Origin of the sequence: Solibacillus sp. FSL K6-1781 (assembly GCF_038630735.1) — a bacterium.
In the GTDB taxonomy this organism is placed as follows: Bacteria; Bacillota; Bacilli; order Bacillales_A; family Planococcaceae; genus Solibacillus; species Solibacillus silvestris.
This window is the reverse complement of sequence record NZ_CP152038.1, coordinates 2,133,222-2,151,898: the sequence shown is the minus strand read 5'-3', so window position 1 is coordinate 2,151,898 and position 18,677 is coordinate 2,133,222. Positions and strand designations below refer to the sequence as shown.

The window sequence follows — 18,677 nt, the reverse complement described above, 5'->3', positions numbered from 1 at the left end:
TTTGATTTATTATGCCGGATGTTGTATAGTTAGTATATTAAAAAAATGGGGTGATTAATATGGATATGGCATTAAAGAAGAAACTGGATCGACAAGGATTAATTTTTGCAGGAATCCACAGTTTAATCATATTGAACTTTGCTATTGAATTATTATTACTCTAATAGATTACGATATTTAATAGAATCTAGCCTAATATTGCGCTAGGTTCTTTTTTGTGGCGAAAAAAGACGGGGCTCAATAAATATGTACAAAAAATTTTAAAAATTCAATTTTTGTAAAAAGTGTGACGAAAGAGTTAAAAGGTAACACCAATGAGGATGAAAGCGATTGCAATAAATCTTTAATTTCTGAATTGTATAAAAAATTCAAAAAATAGTGTTGACGTTCTAGTTCGTTTCGTACTATGATAACAACAATTTAGTACACCACATCACTCAAGCGACATTTTGATGTGAGCTTACAAGGTGTAAAACTTTCGATACTTTCTAATTATAAAATTTCGAATATTTGAAATTTAAATTGAATATCGAACATATAAAAACAACTAGAGTAAAAGCATTACGTTGAGGGGCGTTTAAAAATGAGAAGTGATATGATCAAAATGGGAGTTGACCGAGCTCCACACCGTAGTCTTTTATATGCTACAGGTAAAGTAAAGGCAAGAGATTTAGAGAAGCCATTTATCGGTGTATGTAATTCTTATATTGATATTATCCCAGGCCATGTCCATTTACGAGAATTTGCGGACGTAGTAAAAGAGGCCATTATTGAAGCAGGCGGGATTCCATTCGAGTTCAATACTATTGGAGTCGATGACGGAATTGCAATGGGGCATATCGGGATGCGCTACTCTTTGCCATCACGTGAAATCATAGCCGATTCAGCTGAAACGGTTATTAATGCACACTGGTTTGACGGAGTATTCTACATACCAAACTGTGACAAAATTACACCAGGTATGTTAATGGCAGCTGTTCGTACAAATGTTCCTTCTGTATTCGTATCAGGAGGACCAATGGAAGCAGGTACTTCTTCTTCAGGGAAAACATTATCGTTAACAAGTGTTTTTGAAGGAGTCGGTGCACATAAAGCAGGTACGATGACTGCTGAAGAGCTGCTTGATATTGAAAACAATGCGTGTCCAACATGCGGCTCTTGTTCAGGAATGTTCACTGCTAACTCAATGAACTGCTTAATGGAAATGTTAGGTTTAGCATTACCGGGCAACGGTACAATTGTTGCAACAAGCGAAAAACGTAAAGAATTAATTTACGAAGCAGCGAAGCATTTAGTACGCATGATTAAAGAAGATGTAAAACCACGTGACATTGTTACAAAAGAAGCGATTGATGATGCTTTTGCTCTTGATATGGCAATGGGCGGTTCTACAAATACAGTACTTCATACATTGGCAATTGCCAATGAAGCAGAAATTGACTACAACATTGAAGACATTAATAAAGTAGCAGAACGTGTTCCGTACATTGCAAAAATAATGCCGGCATCGGATATTTCGATGGATGACATTGCAAAAGCGGGCGGTGTTCAGGCGATTATTAATGAATTAACAAAAATTCCAGGGGCAATTCACCCTGACAGACCAACAATCGCAGGTGTTTCCATGAGAGAGCTTGTGAAAGACTATGAAATTACGAATGATCGTGTCATTCGCACAAAAGATAATCCATATAGTGCTGTAGGCGGACTTTCCGTATTATTCGGAAATATTGCCCCTGAAGGCTCGGTAATTAAGGTCGGTGCGGTTGATCCTTCTATTAAAACCTTTACAGGCGAAGCGATTGTATTCGAATCACAGGAAGAAGCACAGCAGGCAATCGATGACGGCGTAGTACGTGAAGGACATGTAGTTGTCATTCGCTATGAAGGTCCAAAAGGCGGGCCAGGTATGCCGGAAATGCTGGCACCAACTTCTGCAATTCAAGGACGTGGGTTAGGAACGAAAGTCGCACTCATTACAGATGGCCGTTTCTCAGGTGCATCTCGCGGTATTTCAATCGGCCATATTTCTCCGGAAGCTGCTGAAGGCGGTCCAATCGCATTAGTCGAAAATGGCGATACAATTATAATTGATTTGCCAAGCAGAACAATTAATCTACAAGTTTCCGACGAAATTCTTGCAGAGCGTCGTCAAAATTTAAAACCATTTGAACCAAAAATTAAGCGCGGTTGGTTGGCACGTTACTCAGCATTAGTAACAAATGCTTCCCAAGGCGGCGTAATGAAAATATAATCTGAATATTTTAAAGCGTTGATGAGGTTAAAGGATATAGAGTCTTGTATTTACCAGAGAGCCGGTATTGGTGGAAGCCGGCGGTACAACTATATCCGACATCCCCTCGGAGTGGGCTATTAAACGCATTTGTCATTAGATAGCTCCGGGCATATTCGAATTGCTCGTTATTAATGAACCGTTCTCTTTGTTTAGTTGCGCAAATTTCCAGTAGGAACTTTGAAATAAAGAGGCTAAGGCGGTTCACGAGGTAACTAGGTGAACACTGTTTCTTTTAGAAGCGCATGTTCATCGATGTTATAAATGAGGGTGGTACCATGAAAAGTCTTTTTCATCCCTACGTAAGAGGTTTTCTTTTGCGTGCGGAGAAAGAGGCTTTTTCTTTTTATAAATTTATAAAAATGACTTCACATATAAAGTTTTAAAAAAGGAAGGAGAAATTACTATGAGTGCAAACGTTTCAGTAAATCAAGAAATCGAAAAGCCCGAAGAACAACAGCAAGTAACAAAACCGAGAGACGGTGCGGATATTTTAGTGCAGGCACTGCATGAACAAGATGTGGATATTATTTTCGGTTACCCGGGTGGGGCAGTTTTACAAATTTATGATGCTCTATACCGCAATCCGATCCGTCACATTTTGACACGCCACGAACAAGGTGCTATCCATGCGGCAGAAGGTTACGCACGTGTTATGAATAAACCGGGTGTAGTAATTGCGACATCTGGACCTGGAGCGACAAACCTTGTAACCGGTATTGCCGATGCGATGATTGACTCGATCCCGTTAGTAATTTTTACAGGGCAAGTAGCAACATCGGTAATCGGTACAGATGCATTCCAGGAAGCTGATATTATGGGCATCACAACACCAATTACCAAACATAACTATCAAGTGCAGGACGTAGCAGATATTCCTCGTATTGTTAAAGAAGCATTCCATATTGCCAATACAGGACGTAAAGGACCGGTTGTCATTGACTTCCCGAAAAATATCTCGCAAACAGTATTCCTGGATGAAATTAAAGCTCCAGACGATATTTATTTACCGGGTTACCAGCCGACAACGAAACCGAACTATCTGCAGATTCAAAAGGCGATCCAAGCATTAAGTTTAGCTAAAAAACCTTTAGTACTGGCAGGTGCAGGTGTATTATTCGCCGATGCACGCGAACAATTGACTGAATTTATTGAAAAATACAATTTGCCGGTTGTTAATACATTACTAGGATTAGGAAGTATTCACGGACAGCATAAACAATTCTACGGAATGGCCGGGATGCACGGTTATGCAACTGCCAATGACGCCATTACAAAATGCGACTTATTAATTAATATTGGTGCACGTTTTGATGACCGTTTAACAGGTAATTTAGCAACATTTGCACCGAACGCTACGATTATCCATATCGATATCGATCCGGCAGAAATCGGTAAAAATGTACCGACTGATATTCCGATTGTTGCAGATGCGAAAGAAGCGTTATATGCCCTGTTGAAAAAAGATTTCCAAGGACCAGATACGACGGAATGGACTCATTACTTAAATGATAGCCGTGATAAATATCCGCTTTGGTATGAAGAAGCGGGAGAAGAAATTTTACCGCAGCAAGCAGTTGAAATCCTTCATAAGCTGACAGATGGAGAAGCGATTATCACAACAGATGTTGGACAGCATCAAATGTGGGCAGCCCAATATTATCAACTAAATAATCCGCATAACTGGGTAACATCAGGCGGTTTAGGAACGATGGGCTTCGGTTTCCCGGCAGCAATCGGTGCACAGTTTGCGAAGCCTGAGAAAAAGGTTATCTCAATTGTTGGAGATGCCGGTTTCCAAATGACAAATCAGGAACTTGCATTACTAAAAGAATTTAACTTACCAGTAAAAGTAGTAATCCTTAACAACAGTTGTTTAGGAATGGTACGTCAATGGCAGGAAACATTCTATGAGGAGCGTTATTCACAAAGCTTAATGCCAATCCAGCCGGACTTCGTTAAACTTGCCGATGCATATGGCATTAAAGGCTACCGCATTGACAATTTATCAGAAGCGGAAGCAATCTTTGACGAAGCGATCAATTCTGATGAGCCGGTTGTCATTGATTGTCGAGTGAAGCAACTTGTTAGCGTATTCCCGATGGTTGCGCCTGGTAAAGGATTACATGAAATGATTGGAGTGAAAAAGCCATGAAACGAGTGCTGACAGTAACAGTAATTAACCAAAGCGGCGTATTGAACCGAGTGACTGGCTTATTAATGAAACGTCAATTCAATATTGAATCGATTACAGTAGGTCATACGGAACAGCCGAATTTTTCGAAAATGACGTTCATCGTCCATGTTGAAGATGAAAATAAAATCGAACAGTTAATCAAGCAGCTTTCGAAGCAAATCGATGTATTAAAAGTAAACGATATTACAGAAAAAGCGATCGTCCTTCGTGAGTTGGCTCTTATAAAAGTAGTTTCACCACCCAACTTGCGCCTGGAGATGAATGCAATCGTTGAGCCATTCCGTCCGCAGGTTGTCGATACTTCGAAAAACGTTGTGACATATGAAGTAGTTGGCCATCCGGAAAAAATCGATGCCTTTATCGAGTTACTTCGTCCATATGGCATTAAAGAGTTAACACGAACTGGTGCAACAGCAGCCATCCGTGAAGCACAAAAAATCGAGAGCCCACAATTATCAATTTTAAAATAATCAAAAAAAGCATTACCGAGAAGCTATATAACATTGGATTTACAAACAGGGTGGAAGATGTCATCTGAAGCCCGTATTTCAAAAATAAAAAAACATTCACTTAATTGGAGGAAATGAAAATGTCAAAAATGTATTATGAAAACGAAATTAACGAGCAAGTATTACAAGGGAAGAAAATCGCGATCATCGGTTATGGTTCACAAGGCCATGCTCATGCGCTTAACTTAAAAGAATCAGGTTTTGATGTAGTAGTAGGTATCCGTCCAGGTAAATCATACGATGCAGCAAAAGAAGATGGCGTAGAAGTGAAATCTGTAGCAGAAGCGGCTGCAGAAGCAGATGTTATTCAAATCCTACTTCCGGATGAGCGTCAAAAAGCAGTATATGAAGCAGAAATCGCACCACATTTAACACCTGGTAAAGCGTTAATGTTCGCACACGGTTTCAACGTACACTTCGATCAAATTCAACCACCAGCAGATGTTGACGTATTCCTAGTAGCCCCAAAAGGCCCAGGTCACTTAGTACGTCGTCAATTCACTGAAGGAGCTGGCGTACCAGGCTTATTCGCAATCCATCAAGATGCGACAGGTCAAGCTCGTGATTTAGCTCTAGCATACGGTAAAGGTATCGGTTCAGCACGTGGCGGATTACTTGAAACTACTTTTGCTGAAGAAACAGTAACTGACCTATTCGGTGAGCAAGCAGTACTTTGCGGTGGTACAACTGAACTTGTTAAAGCAGGTTTCGAGACATTAGTTGAGGCAGGTTATCAACCAGAATTAGCTTACTTTGAAACATTACACGAACTTAAATTAATCGTTGACTTAATGTTTGAAGGCGGTATGGCGACAATGCGCTATTCAATTTCAGATACAGCAGAGTGGGGCGACTATGTTTCAGGTCCCCGTATTATCGACGCATCAGTAAAAGCGCGTATGAAAGACGTATTAACTGATATCCAAGACGGTACATTTGCGAAGCGCTGGATCGCTGAAAACGAAAACGGCCGCCCTGAATACACAAAATTCAAAGAAGCTGGTGCAAACCACCAAATTGAAGAAGTTGGCGAAAAATTACGTGCTATGATGCCATTCATCAACCAAGGAAAACAAAAGGTAACAGTGAAATAATATGAGAAAAATTGACATTTTTGATACAACATTGCGCGACGGAGAACAATCGGCCGGTATTAACTTAAATACTGCAGAGAAAGTAGAAATCGCAAAACAACTAGAGCGTTTAGGTGTCACAATTATTGAGGCGGGATTTCCTGCCTCATCTCCAGGTGACTTGGAGGCGGTATCATTAATCGCGAAAACAGTGAAAAATTCAATCGTCACTGGTTTAGCACGTGCTGTTAAAAGCGATATTGATGCCGTGTGGGAAGCAATTCGCCATGCTGAACAGCCACATGTCCATACATTTATTGCAACAAGCCCGATTCATATGGAATATAAGCTAAAGAAAAATCCGGATGAAGTAATCGAGCAAGCCGTAACAGCTGTAAAGTATGCAAAGGAAAAATTCTCACTTGTAGAATTTTCTGCTGAAGACGGGTTCCGTTCAGATAAAGAATTTTTAGTTCGAATTTGCCGGGAAGTTATTAAAGCTGGTGCAACAACGATCAATATTCCGGATACAGTTGGTTACGCATCACCGGAAGAATACGGCGCTTTATTCCGTTATTTACGTGAAAACGTGATCGGTGCAGAAAAGATTAAATTTTCGGCACATTGTCATGACGATTTAGGTATGGCAGTTGCAAACTCTTTGGCAGCGATCGAAAACGGTGCAGACCAAGTAGAATGTACGATTAACGGACTAGGCGAACGTGCAGGAAATGCCGCATTGGAAGAGATCGGTGTTGCCCTACATATTCGTAAAGACTTCTATGGTGTTGAAACAGGACTGAATTTAAAAGAAATTAAACGTACATCACAGATGGTAAGCCGTTTAACAAATGTAGTCATTCAACCAAACAAAGCAGTTGTCGGTAAAAATGCATTTGCACATGAATCAGGAATTCACCAGGATGGTGTATTAAAAAATCCTGAGACATATGAAATCATATCTCCAGCACTTATCGGAGAAGATGATATCCCGTTAGTTTTAGGAAAACATTCAGGCCGCGCAGCATTCCGTGATCGTGCGGAAACAATGGGATTCCAGTTATCGGATGAAAAACTGAACAAAGCTTTCGCTGAGTTTAAAAAATTGGCCGACCGCAAAAAAGAAGTGACAGAAGAAGATTTAACAACAATCTTAACTGAGCAGCAAGTTTCAATAGAAGATGTTCCATTATTTGAACTTAAATCAGTCCAAGTTCAGTACGGTACAGAAAATATTCCAACTGCCACTGCATCAGTCATTACTCCTGAAGGGGAGTTGAAAACACTTGCTTCAACAGGATCGGGTTCAGTCGAAGCTATTTTTAATACACTTGAGCAGCTTGTTGGAGGTAAAGTTAATATTTTGGACTACCGAGTACAATCAGTTGGTAAAGGTCGCGATGCACTTGGGGAAGCGGTCATTAATATAAAATATAATGGCTACACATCAACAGGACGCGACTCTGCACAGGATGTGCTGGAAGCAAGCGCAAAAGCATATTTAAATGCAGTGAACCGACAATTGATTCAACAGCAAGTACGCGAAAAACAGGCAATTACGATTTAACAGATTGTACGAACTAATTGCAATCTTTTTATATTATCATTATTAGCGCCATCCTAATTGGTGGCGCTTCTACATCAAGTTACTTCACGTAGAAAGAAAGGTGTTTTACAAATGGAAAAGATAATTACAGTACTACCAGGTGACGGCATTGGTCCAGAGGTTGTTGCAAGTGCAGTAAAAGTATTACAAGTAATCGGGAAACGTTTTAACCATACATTTCATTTAAACTACGCGGCAATCGGCGGAGCTGCAATTGATCAGTACAATAACCCGTTACCGGAAGAGACAATTGCGATGTGTGAAGCAAGTGATGCCATTTTATTAGGTGCAGTAGGTGGCCCTAAATGGGATAACAACCCGCCAGCATTGCGTCCGGAAAAAGGTTTACTAAAAATCCGCAAGCACTTTGATTTATTTGCGAATTTACGTCCTGTGAAAGCATTCCCAAGTTTACTTGCATCTTCTCCATTAAAGCGTGAAGTTGCGGAAAATGTAGACTTAATGATCGTCCGTGAATTAACAGGAGGGCTATACTTCGGAGAACCACGTAAAAAAACAGATGCAGGTGCTATTGATACATGTGTGTATTCCCGTGAAGAAATCGAACGTATTGTCGAAAATGCATTCGAATTAGCACGATTACGCCGAGGAAAACTTTGCTCAGTAGATAAAGCAAATGTACTGGATACATCCCGTTTATGGCGTGAAATTGTAGAAGAGAAGAAAAAGCAGTACCCAGATGTAGAAACAGAACACAACTTAGTTGACTCAGTGGCAATGAAACTGATTACAAATCCGGGTCATTATGATGTCATCGTTACAGAAAACTTATTCGGCGACATTTTAAGTGATGAAGCTTCTGTAATTACGGGTTCATTAGGTGTATTACCTTCTGCATCAATTCGCGGCGATAATTTTGGACTTTATGAGCCTGTACATGGTTCAGCACCTGAAATTGCTGGCCAAGGTGTTGCAAACCCGGCAGCAACAATTCTTTCAGTAGCAATGATGCTTCAATATTCATTTGGCTTAAAAGAAGAAGCAGCTGAAATCGAGCGTGCTGTTGCAGCCGTATTCGAAGATGGCTACTACACAGCCGATTTAGCCCAGGAACATACACGTACATTAACAACAGAAGAATGGACAGAAAAAGTACTAAACGAAATCGATGCAAGTTTCGTCTCAGACAGCATTATGATTTCATATAACTAATAATTCAGATAAAAAGAAAAGTAGTTGGTTTTGAATCAACACTATATATGGTTAAGGAACGGTGAGAACTATGGGGAAAAATATTATAGAAAAAGTGTGGGAACAGCATGTCGTACATCGTGAAGAAGGAAAGCCGGACTTACTTTATATTGACCTGCATTTAATACACGAAGTTACAAGTCCTCAAGCATTCGAAGGACTTCGCCTGGCAGGACGAAAAGTGCGTCGTACTGATCTTTCGTTCGCAACTATGGATCATAACGTACCGACTAAAAACCTGCCGACAATTAACGATCCGATCGCAAAAAAACAAATTATGACACTTGCGGAAAACGCAAAAGAATTCGGTATCGAATTAGCTGATATCGGTCATCCAGATCAAGGGATCGTTCACGTAATTGGACCGGAATTAGGACTGACGCAACCTGGTAAAACAATCGTTTGCGGTGATTCCCATACAGCGACACACGGTGCATTCGGCGCAATCGCATTCGGAATCGGTACATCAGAAGTAGAACATGTATTATCGACACAAACATTATGGCAATTAAAGCCGCCAACAATGGAAATCCGTGTGAACGGTGAACTTGGTGTTGGTGTAACAGCGAAAGACATCATTTTAGCGATTATTGCAAAATGGGGAATCGGTGTTGGTACAGGGCATATCGTGGAGTATACAGGTGAAGCAATCCGCAAGCTCTCTATGGAAGAGCGCATGACAATCTGTAATATGTCGATTGAAGCAGGAGCAAAAGCAGGCCTGATTTCACCGGATGAAACGACGGTTGAATTTTTACGCGGTCGACGTCACGTACCTCAAGGAGATAAATTTGAGGAAGCGGCAAAATACTGGTTAAGTCTTGCGTCGGATGCAGATGCAACATATGATGTAGTCCTTGAAATTGACGCACAGGAAATCGAGCCGATTGTAACATGGGGCACAAATCCAGCGATGGGTGTCGGCGTTTCAAAAACAGTTCCTACTGCTGCTAATTATGACAATGAAACAGATAGATCCGCTTTAAACAAAGCACTGAAGTATATGGATTTACAAGAAGGCCAAAAAATTACAGATATTGAAATTCAACATGTATTTATCGGATCTTGTACGAACTCCCGTATTAACGACTTACGTGCAGCAGCTGAAATTGTAAAAGGTGAAAAGCTTGCACCGGGGGTTAAAGGGATTGTTGTTCCTGGTTCTTGGTCGACAAAACGCCAGGCAGAAGAAGAGGGTCTACATCTAATATTCCTTGATGCTGGCTTTGAATGGCGTGAATCAGGCTGTTCTGCTTGCTTAGGGATGAATGAAGATGTAATTCCAGCGGGTGAACGATGTGCTTCTACATCTAACCGTAACTTTGAAGGACGTCAAGGTGCAGGTGCACGCACACATCTTGTATCACCGGCGATGGCAGCAGCAGCTGCAATTCACGGACGTTTTGTCGATGTTCGTAAGCTACAAAAGCAGGAAGCATAAGGAGAGATCAGCATGAAACCGATTAATATTGTAAATAGTATCTATGCACCACTTGATCGTAAAAACGTCGATACAGACCAGATTATTTCGAAGGAATTTTTAAAGCGCATCGAACGTACAGGATTCGGACAATTCGTATTTTATCACTGGCGTTTTGATGAAAACGGCAATCCAATCGAGGATTTCGTATTAAATAAACCGGAATATAAAAACGCTGAAATTTTAGTGGCACAAGATAACTTTGGCTGTGGCTCATCACGTGAGCACGCTCCATGGGCTATCCTTGATTACGGATTCCGAGTTGTCATCGCACCAAGTTTTGCGGATATCTTCCATAATAACTGCTTCAAAAACGGTATTTTACCGATTAAATTAACGGAAAGCGAATGTGACGAACTGTTAGAAAAAGGTTTAGCAGAAGCACAGGCAATTGAAGTTAATTTAGAACAGCAAACGGTTACTACGGGTTATGGCAAAACGTATTCATTTGAAATTGATCCATACTATAAACAAATGTTATTGAATGGATGGGACGAAATTTCTCTTACATTCCAATATGAAGAGCAAATTACTGCTTACGAGAAAAATCGAGTAGCATACTAATAGATGAGCCTGTTACTTTGGGAACCCCCCTTAGTAGCAGGCTCTGTCTTATTTTACCGGTTGTTGCGCTATTTTGGCGATGCTATAATTTAATTCATTGTGTAAGTATCGGGAGTGTAATTATGAATAAATTATGGGTTTGGATCGGGATTATTTTAGTTATTGGGTTTATCATCAATTACTGGATGTTAATCGTTGGAGCCGTTGCTCTGTATTATGGAATTAAGAAACTTGTAAAATATTCTAAAGAGAAACAGCAACAAAAAGCGCTAATAGCAGAACAACAGCAAATAATAGAAAATCAATCATCGATCGAGTATAAAATGGAAAGATTGCTAATTTTAACAAATAATATTGATCCAAATGGATATAAGCGCCAAATGTATAAAAACAAGCAGCAATTGGATTTAAGGGATTACTGGTATAAATATTTGGATTTACGCGCAAAACTCAATTTGAATGACACACCTACATACCGTGAAGAGGAAGTTTTGCACATAATGTGTGATGAACTGCTAATACGAATGGATAACTTGGAAATAGAAGTAACAGATGCGGTCAAAAAAGAATTTATTGAAGAAAACCTAATGCCATTGCTAAAAGATGTAGTGGAAATCATGGAAGATATCAGCCCAGTGAAAACAATTAATATGGATGCATACCGCTTATTGAAAGCGAATAATCATTAGACTGGAAAAGCCATTCTCATTATGAGATGGGCTTTTTTATGTTTATTAACCAAATTTAACCTTTCCTGAATATTATTTCTCATATTGGACATTCTATAAAAAAGTTTTGCTGAGATTGGAGAAATAATATGTCTTCGGAAGAGAACATTAAGTGGATTAATGAACAATTCAAAGATACAAATGAATTAACGATGAAGACGCTGGAAGATGATGATAAGAAAGCAGAGCTGTTTTACATAAAGCCGCTTATCAATGTGGAATTGCTTCAACAAATTATCATTAAACCTTATTTTGAAATGCAATCTGAAACTAAATTTATCCGATATCTGAAAGCTTTGCCTCAATTTCAGGACAGTAAGTCACAGGAGCAACTGAAAACTGAAGTACTGAACGGCAATGTAGTTCTTTTCATACAGAATAAATTTTATTTGCTGGACCTGAAATTTTCTTTCAATGACCAGACGAATGCAGCATCAGTTGAAACAACAATACACGGTTCACAGCTGGCACTTAGCGACAATATTGCGACCAATATTAATATTATTCGATCCGATTACCATCAGCCGACGTTATATGTTGAATATTCCACGATAGGTCAAGTAAACAATCATAAAATGGCTATCATTTACGACAAGGAAAAAGTAAATAAAAATGCCCTGAAACACATCACGGAAAAATTGCAGCAAGTGGATAAGCAGGTCATTACATCTACGGTTCAGCTAAGTAACTATATCAACAATAAAAAGTTATCATTATTTCCGCAGTTGATTATGACCGAACGTCCGGACAGGATCGTTTATAACTTGGCTGGAGGCAAAGTTATCATATTGGTGGATGGTAACCCTCAAGCATTGATTGCCCCAGTATATTTCTTCGACTTTATGACATCGATGGAGGATAATTACCATTCATTTTATATATCGTTTTTCCTTAAATTTCTTCGTTATACCGGGTTATTTATCAGTCTCCTTTTACCGGGCTTATATATCGGTATTACTTCATTTGCACCGGAAGTATTCAGGACAGAACTCGCTTTGACAATTGCAGGAAGCCGTATTGGGGTACCGTTTTCTTCATTTGTAGAAGTACTGTTCATGCTGTTTTTTATGGAAATGCTGCTGGAAGCGAGTATACGACTACCGAAAAGTATTAGTGCGACTGCTACAACCGTTGGGGGGTTAATTTTAGGGACGGCTGTAACAGAAGCATCTCTCGCATCGGATATTATGGTTATTATTGTATCGGCGGTGGCAATATCAACTTTTGTTATTCCAATCAATGAAATGGCATTTTCCATACGAGTAATTCGCTTCATTTTCATTCTTGCAGCAACACTACTCGGTCTGGCAGGATTAACGTTAGCGCTTTATGCGATGATTATGTATTTAGTGAGTATCGATAGCTTCGGTGAACCGTATCTGAAATTCAATGAAAAGAAGACAAGTAAAACGAAGGCAGGGGAGGAAATATGAGCAGGTTTTATTACTATTTAATTCTTATTAATATGGTTGCTAATATTATCGCTTCGGTACCTGCTATCCTTCTCCATTTTCACAATGATGGTGCTGTCATTTCCATGCTTTTATCAATTGCTGCAGGTGTGCTTCTTGTAACAATATACACAAAATTTTTCCTTAAGTATCCAGGTAAAACTTTACCTGAACTGCTGGAAAAGACTACTTCCAAATGGTTTTACCAGCCTTTCGTTTTTCTACTCGCTGTATTATGGTTTGTTGCAGGGCTTATTACACTAATAACATTTACATTCTTACTTATTCGCTATTTAAGTCCTGAAATGCCAATAATTCTTATTTGCCTAACTTTAATATTAGCGGTAATTTTTGGCTGTATATTAAAAACAGACCGTGTAATGTACACCGTTGAGATGATTATGATTATCACAAGTCCTTTAATTCTTTTCATATTTTTTAAAGCATACAGCAGCAAAAGTCTAAATTGGGACTTTGTTAGGGAAGCGGCTTTATATATTAATCAAGTACCAAACTGGCATTCATTTTCTGCTTGCTTTTTTTTATTTTTGGGTGCTGCCAATCTATTTATATTCAATCGTTTCTTTACTGATAAACAGAAATTTGGCTTTAGACAGATTATGTTTATCGTTTTAATATCTATTGGGACTTTATTTACAACGTACTTCATCCCGATAGGCTTTAATGGATTTGAAGGAATTAATGATTTAGTCTATCCGTGGATTTCGACGACCGATTCGATCAGGATGGAATATTTTATTATTGAACGTGTGTTGTTCATGTTTTTACTGTTTTATTTAGGAATCGCTTTTTTAAGCATACTCATTCACTGGCATGCGGCGGTGGAGTTTTTAAAATTTACCTTTAAGCTGGAAAAAATAAAATATAAAGATAAAAATATCGGGATATTTTTACCGCTTCCTATTTTTGTTGCCATCTCATTATATTTTGTAACCGTATTAACTGAATATCAGCTTTTCCGGTATTCGAGTTATTTTTATGATGTTTTGGTTTTTATTTTTCCAGGCATGATCCTATTGTTTACTTACATTAACAGGAGGATGAAAAATGAAGAATCTTCCCCGGAAAATTAAAGGAACTATACTGTTGTTTGTATTGGAAAGTGTTCTATTATCCGGCTGTGCATTTAAAGACATTGATAAAAGTGTTTTTGTTGCAATGATCGCTTTGGATATTTCTGAAGATGAGGATAAACCGTACAAAGTTACATTAAAGCTATATGAACCGACTGGATCTTTTAATGAGGCAACAGAACCTCAGTATTCCTATTTATCGGAAAATGGGGAAACTCTTTCCGAAGCGATTCGCATGATGGAATCCTATTCAGATAAGGAGCTTGAATTTGGACATTCAAAGCTAATTATTCTCGGTGAGGAATTGGTGAAAGATAATAAAAATAAGGAAATTTTGGATTTTTTAATGCGCAGACCTGATATACAGATGATTTCCTGGATAACGGTTGGGCGTCCTAATGCTGAAGAAATTATTAAAATGATTCCGCAAGGGGAATCGGCGGCTTATCCTGAACTGTTTAACTACTTTGACAGTAATGGTACTACAACACCATATATTGTGACGACACATTTATTTGAGTTCAGAAGAAATATGAAAGAAAGTGGGATCGATAGTGTACTGCCTATTATTGAAATAAATCATGAAGATCAGCATTTTGAAGTTAATAAATCCCTATTACTCGCAATAAACAAAGAACCGTTAGAATTGAATTCATTAGATACTTCGATTTATAATATGCTGTCAAGAAGTGTAAAACATGCGAATTTACTTATAAAAGAGGATGGAGACCATTTCATTGCCAATATCGATACGGTCAAATCGAAATATAATGTGAATATTAAAAATCCGTCTGAAATCCAACTTGATATTAATATTAGTTTATACGGCTCGATAGCAGAATCTCATAAACCAATGATAAATAAAGATCTTCCACAATATAATGAAGAACTGAAGAAGGAATCGGAAGAGAAATTTAAGGGATTTATAACGGAGATGAAAAAACATGGCTATGATCCACTAGGTTTCGGCATCGATTACAAAGCAAAGGTTTTACATAATCGGCGCATGACCGATGAAGAATGGATGGAAGCCTATAAAAAAGCTAAAGTCAACTTAACTGTTAAACCAGGAATAAAAAGTACCGGATCAATCCAATAAGCACTTTGTATAATAACAAAAGACTTCAAACAAGGTGTTTGAAGTCTTTTTAATATTTATATAGCTACCCAGTGACCTTTTGTAACTTCAACAAGCTCTGTATTCTCTACATCGAATCGATTCGCTGCCAGTTCTTCGTCTGTCATAACACGACGCTTTTTCTGTTTTTCGATAGCCGGATCGGGAATCGGAATCGAATCGAGCAACATTTTCGTATAAGGGTGCTGCGGATTGGCATACAGCTCTTCACTTTCTGCCAGCTCAACAATTTTTCCACCATACATCACAGCTACACGATCACTAATATGTTTCACCATTGACAGGTCATGTGCAATAAACAAATATGTTAATCCTAATCGCTGCTGCAAATCCTTCAATAAATCAACGACTTGCTTTTGAATGGACACATCAAGCGCGGATAACGGCTCATCACAAACGATGAATTGAGGTTCCACAGCAAGAGCACGTGCAATTCCGATACGCTGACGCTGACCGCCGCTGAACTCATGTGGATAACGAAGCGCATGTTCTTTTTTTAAACCGACGAGCTCCAATAATTCTTCAACTCGTGCCCGGCGTGCTTCTTTGGAAGGGGACAGTTTATGAACATCCAGTGCTTCTCCGATAATATCCAATATTTTTTTTCGCGGATTTAAACTTGAATAAGGATCCTGGAAAATAATTTGCATATGACGACGCATACTTTTCAGCTCATTTTTCGTTAATCGACTAACCGGTACGCCTTTATAAAGTACTTCACCGTCTGTTGGCTCGTGTAGCTGCAACAATGTTCGGCCGGTTGTCGATTTACCGGAACCTGATTCACCAACAAGCCCTAATGTTTCACCCGGATAAATCTGAAATGATAAATCATTCACCGCTTTTAATACATTGCCTTTTGCTAATTCAAAATGTTTGGATATATTTTTAACTTCGACTAACGGCACATTAATATTCAAGTCAGGCGACAAGTTTGGCAGTTCTTTCGGCTGTTTCGGTTCATGTAGCTTCGGCAAAGCGTTCAACAGTCGTTTCGTATAAGGATGCTGCGGATTGGCAAAAATCTCTTCCGTAGTACCTTGTTCGACGACCTCGCCTTCCTTCATAACAACGACACGATCACACATACCCGCTACGACACCCAAATCATGTGTAATCAATATAATAGATGTACCAAATCGCTGCTGCATGTCCTTCATCAATGATAAAATCTGTGCTTGGATTGTTACGTCAAGCGCTGTTGTCGGTTCATCGGCAATAAGAAGGGAAGGGTTACATGCTAAAGCCATAGCAATCATAACTCGTTGTCGCATCCCGCCGCTAAATTCATGGGGGTACTGATTATAACGTTCTTCACTATTTTTTATTCCGACTAATTTTAATAGTTCAATTGTTTTTAAATGTGCTTCCTTTTTCGAAAGCCCTTGATGTTTCATTATACCTTCTGCAATTTGGTCACCAATACGAATAGTTGGGTTTGTAGAGGTCATCGGATCCTGGAAAATCATACTAATGTCTTTTCCGCGAATCGCTTCCATTTGGTTTTCCGTTTGGGTAATTAGATTTTTCCCTTGGAATTCAATCTTTCCATCTTTTAAGAAAGAAGGAGGAGATGGAAGTAAACGCATAATTGAACGGGCCGTTACACTTTTTCCGCTACCGGATTCTCCTACAATTCCGACTGTTTCACCCTCGTTTACATGAAAACTTACGCCTTTAACGGCTTCGAATTCTTGCTCGCCAGTTATAAAAGATACACGTAAATCCTTTACTTGAAGCAACTTTTTACTCATAACATGCTCATCCTTTAATAAAAATAAAATAATTTCATTGACTTCTGAATGTTCGTTCTACATAATACATTACTATACAGGTAGGAATTATACAATATTTAAAGTTTGAAAATTCTTTACACAGTAAGAGTGGAGAGAATTGGTAAGAAAGGAGCTGCTTTTGTTTCATGCAGCATTTATTTTTTGAAAGCTTTCAAAAAAATGCTTCGAAAAAGAGTTATTATTTTGCTTTTGTATTGCTCGGCTTGCTCGTACACATTTTCACAGTTCCGCTCTATTTAATGAATCGATCCAAATCAACGTATGCGGAAAAGGCTATGAATGTGAAGAGACAAATAATAGAAGACGAGAAAGTATTCGAGTGGCATAAGCAATATGAAGTAGAAGAACGGACGAAAGCTCAGTTTTTCAATCGAAAGGTCGATGAGCAAACTATTATTCAAGCTGCGAAAGCGCTTGCCCAGCAAAAATTGGAGCGAGAAATAGAAAAAAGGCTTGAGGCAAATGGAGTAGTGGAAAACTCCTACAAAAATTATTTTAGTACACTATTAGAACGTCCGAACTTTTTACTGATTACAATAATTCCTGGTATTTTGATGTATGCTTTACTACTCATTACGAGTAATCCATTTACTCGCTTTATTTTTGAGCGCTTATTACAAAGTGTGTTCGTTATCATTGGGGTAGCAACGCTTGTGTTTACGATTTTGTATATTTCACCGTTTGACCCTGCCCGTAATTTGCTGGGGGTAGAGGCAACTCCTGCACAAGTCGAAAACTTTAATAAGCTATACGGGTTGGATCAGCCCTACTTAGTACAGCTTTGGCATTCACTGTCAGGTCTGTTTACATTTGATTTAGGAACATCTTTTGCAGGGAAAGAAGATGTCACACAAAGCATATTAAACAAATTTCCTGTAACACTTGAAATCGCAATGTTCTCTTTACTGATGGCGATTGCAATAGCGATTCCGGTCGGTATTGTTTCTGCAGTGCGTCCAAATTCATTTATTGATTATGTATTTATGCTAATCGCATTAATCGGACTATCCATTCCAAGTTTCTGGCAAGGGCTAATTTTTATATTGACGTTCTCGCTGGAATTAAAATGGTTCCCGGCAACTTATAATCCGAGCAACTGGATGTCGCTCGTTCTACCGATCGTTGTACTTGGAACATCAATAACAGCATCAATTGCTCGTATGACAAGGTCCAGTATGCTGGAAGTAATCCATGAAGATTATATTATTACAGCAAAAGCAAAAGGGTTAAGTGAACGAAAAGTAATTACTAAGCACGCGATCCGTAATGCAATGATTCCGATTATTACAGTTATTGGCCTGCTGTTTGGCGGAATGCTAGGCGGTGCTGCAGTAACAGAGAAAGTATTTAATATTAGCGGTATTGGAAGTTATATTGTCGACAAGCAATTTATTCCGGATATCCCGGCAATTTTGGGTGGGGTTGTTTATATTGCGATCACCATTTCCATAGTGAATATGCTGATCGATATTTTATACGCTTTCTTTGACCCAAGAATTCGTTCGAAAATGAAAAAATCTTAGGAGAGGGTAACGA

At 38.9% G+C, this 18,677-nt stretch carries 14 protein-coding genes; 13 read left to right on the top strand and 1 reads right to left on the bottom strand.

The window, feature by feature from the left end; translation table 11 throughout:
• The first annotated feature begins 583 nt into the window (after window positions 1-583).
• From ilvD to MHH37_RS10535, 12 genes are all read left to right on the top strand, one after another.
• Window positions 584-2,254 carry a dihydroxy-acid dehydratase gene (ilvD, locus tag MHH37_RS10590; protein ID WP_008403683.1) on the top strand — a complete coding sequence of 557 codons (1,671 nt, stop codon included), beginning with the start codon at window positions 584-586 and terminating at the stop codon, window positions 2,252-2,254.
• Window positions 2,255-2,699: 445 nt separating this feature from the next.
• Entirely contained in the window at window positions 2,700-4,448 is a 1,749-nt protein-coding gene (gene ilvB, locus MHH37_RS10585) for a biosynthetic-type acetolactate synthase large subunit (RefSeq protein ID WP_008403682.1), read from the top strand.
• Window positions 4,445-4,960, top strand: a complete 516-nt coding sequence (gene ilvN / locus MHH37_RS10580) for an acetolactate synthase small subunit (protein ID WP_008403681.1) — start codon at window positions 4,445-4,447, stop codon at window positions 4,958-4,960. The genes ilvB and ilvN overlap by 4 nt, the downstream gene beginning before the upstream one ends.
• 119 nt (window positions 4,961-5,079) lie before the next feature.
• The gene (gene ilvC, locus MHH37_RS10575; RefSeq protein WP_008403679.1) at window positions 5,080-6,093 is read left to right on the top strand and encodes a ketol-acid reductoisomerase; all 1,014 of its coding nucleotides are present in this window, start codon (window positions 5,080-5,082) and stop codon (window positions 6,091-6,093) included.
• 1 nt (window position 6,094) lies between these two features.
• On the top strand, window positions 6,095-7,639 hold the full coding sequence (locus MHH37_RS10570) for a 2-isopropylmalate synthase (RefSeq protein WP_342572850.1): 1,545 nt from the start codon (window positions 6,095-6,097) through the stop codon (window positions 7,637-7,639).
• A 111-nt stretch (window positions 7,640-7,750) separates the two neighbouring features.
• Window positions 7,751-8,851: a 3-isopropylmalate dehydrogenase gene (leuB, locus tag MHH37_RS10565; protein ID WP_008403675.1), complete on the top strand. Its 1,101-nt coding sequence runs from the start codon at window positions 7,751-7,753 to the stop codon at window positions 8,849-8,851.
• A gap of 70 nt (window positions 8,852-8,921) precedes the next feature.
• Window positions 8,922-10,331, top strand: a complete 1,410-nt coding sequence (gene leuC, locus MHH37_RS10560; RefSeq protein ID WP_342572848.1) for a 3-isopropylmalate dehydratase large subunit — start codon at window positions 8,922-8,924, stop codon at window positions 10,329-10,331.
• Between the two features lie 12 nt (window positions 10,332-10,343).
• Window positions 10,344-10,934, top strand: a complete 591-nt coding sequence (gene leuD, locus MHH37_RS10555) for a 3-isopropylmalate dehydratase small subunit (protein WP_339261853.1) — start codon at window positions 10,344-10,346, stop codon at window positions 10,932-10,934.
• Window positions 10,935-11,056: 122 nt separating this feature from the next.
• The gene (locus tag MHH37_RS10550) at window positions 11,057-11,623 is read left to right on the top strand and encodes an ABC transporter substrate-binding protein (protein WP_342572847.1); all 567 of its coding nucleotides are present in this window, start codon (window positions 11,057-11,059) and stop codon (window positions 11,621-11,623) included.
• Window positions 11,624-11,751: 128 nt separating this feature from the next.
• Complete coding sequence (locus tag MHH37_RS10545) at window positions 11,752-13,095, top strand: spore germination protein (RefSeq protein ID WP_342572845.1); 1,344 nt, start codon at window positions 11,752-11,754, stop codon at window positions 13,093-13,095.
• Entirely contained in the window at window positions 13,092-14,207 is a 1,116-nt protein-coding gene (locus MHH37_RS10540) for a GerAB/ArcD/ProY family transporter (protein ID WP_342572843.1), read from the top strand. Before MHH37_RS10545 ends, MHH37_RS10540 begins: the two co-directional genes overlap by 4 nt.
• Complete coding sequence (locus tag MHH37_RS10535; RefSeq protein WP_342572842.1) at window positions 14,182-15,306, top strand: Ger(x)C family spore germination protein; 1,125 nt, start codon at window positions 14,182-14,184, stop codon at window positions 15,304-15,306. Before MHH37_RS10540 ends, MHH37_RS10535 begins: the two co-directional genes overlap by 26 nt.
• 56 nt (window positions 15,307-15,362) lie before the next feature.
• Here MHH37_RS10535 and MHH37_RS10530 read toward each other — a convergent pair whose 3' ends face one another.
• Window positions 15,363-17,099 (bottom strand): ABC transporter ATP-binding protein, encoded by a 1,737-nt coding sequence (locus MHH37_RS10530; protein ID WP_342572841.1) that lies wholly within the window; start codon window positions 17,097-17,099, stop codon window positions 15,363-15,365.
• 167 nt (window positions 17,100-17,266) lie between these two features.
• On the opposite strand from MHH37_RS10530, the gene MHH37_RS10525 reads away from it, so the two are divergent.
• On the top strand, window positions 17,267-18,664 hold the full coding sequence (locus MHH37_RS10525) for an ABC transporter permease (protein ID WP_342572839.1): 1,398 nt from the start codon (window positions 17,267-17,269) through the stop codon (window positions 18,662-18,664).
• Window positions 18,665-18,677: the final 13 nt, after the last annotated feature.

Excerpts from the sequence above, each read along its gene's own strand:
- ilvD (WP_008403683.1), top strand. The coding sequence starts at position 584 with ATGAGAAGTGATATGATCAAAATGGGAGTTGACCGAGCTCCACACCGT.
- ilvB (WP_008403682.1), top strand. The coding sequence starts at position 2,700 with ATGAGTGCAAACGTTTCAGTAAATCAAGAAATCGAAAAGCCCGAAGAA.
- ilvN (WP_008403681.1), top strand. The coding sequence starts at position 4,445 with ATGAAACGAGTGCTGACAGTAACAGTAATTAACCAAAGCGGCGTATTG.
- ilvC (WP_008403679.1), top strand. The coding sequence starts at position 5,080 with ATGTCAAAAATGTATTATGAAAACGAAATTAACGAGCAAGTATTACAA.
- MHH37_RS10570 (WP_342572850.1), top strand. The coding sequence starts at position 6,095 with ATGAGAAAAATTGACATTTTTGATACAACATTGCGCGACGGAGAACAA.
- leuB (WP_008403675.1), top strand. The coding sequence starts at position 7,751 with ATGGAAAAGATAATTACAGTACTACCAGGTGACGGCATTGGTCCAGAG.
- leuC (WP_342572848.1), top strand. The coding sequence starts at position 8,922 with ATGGGGAAAAATATTATAGAAAAAGTGTGGGAACAGCATGTCGTACAT.
- leuD (WP_339261853.1), top strand. The coding sequence starts at position 10,344 with ATGAAACCGATTAATATTGTAAATAGTATCTATGCACCACTTGATCGT.
- MHH37_RS10550 (WP_342572847.1), top strand. The coding sequence starts at position 11,057 with ATGAATAAATTATGGGTTTGGATCGGGATTATTTTAGTTATTGGGTTT.
- MHH37_RS10545 (WP_342572845.1), top strand. The coding sequence starts at position 11,752 with ATGTCTTCGGAAGAGAACATTAAGTGGATTAATGAACAATTCAAAGAT.
- MHH37_RS10540 (WP_342572843.1), top strand. The coding sequence starts at position 13,092 with ATGAGCAGGTTTTATTACTATTTAATTCTTATTAATATGGTTGCTAAT.
- MHH37_RS10535 (WP_342572842.1), top strand. The coding sequence starts at position 14,182 with ATGAAGAATCTTCCCCGGAAAATTAAAGGAACTATACTGTTGTTTGTA.
- MHH37_RS10530 (WP_342572841.1), bottom strand. The coding sequence starts at position 17,099 with ATGAGTAAAAAGTTGCTTCAAGTAAAGGATTTACGTGTATCTTTTATA.
- MHH37_RS10525 (WP_342572839.1), top strand. The coding sequence starts at position 17,267 with ATGCAGCATTTATTTTTTGAAAGCTTTCAAAAAAATGCTTCGAAAAAG.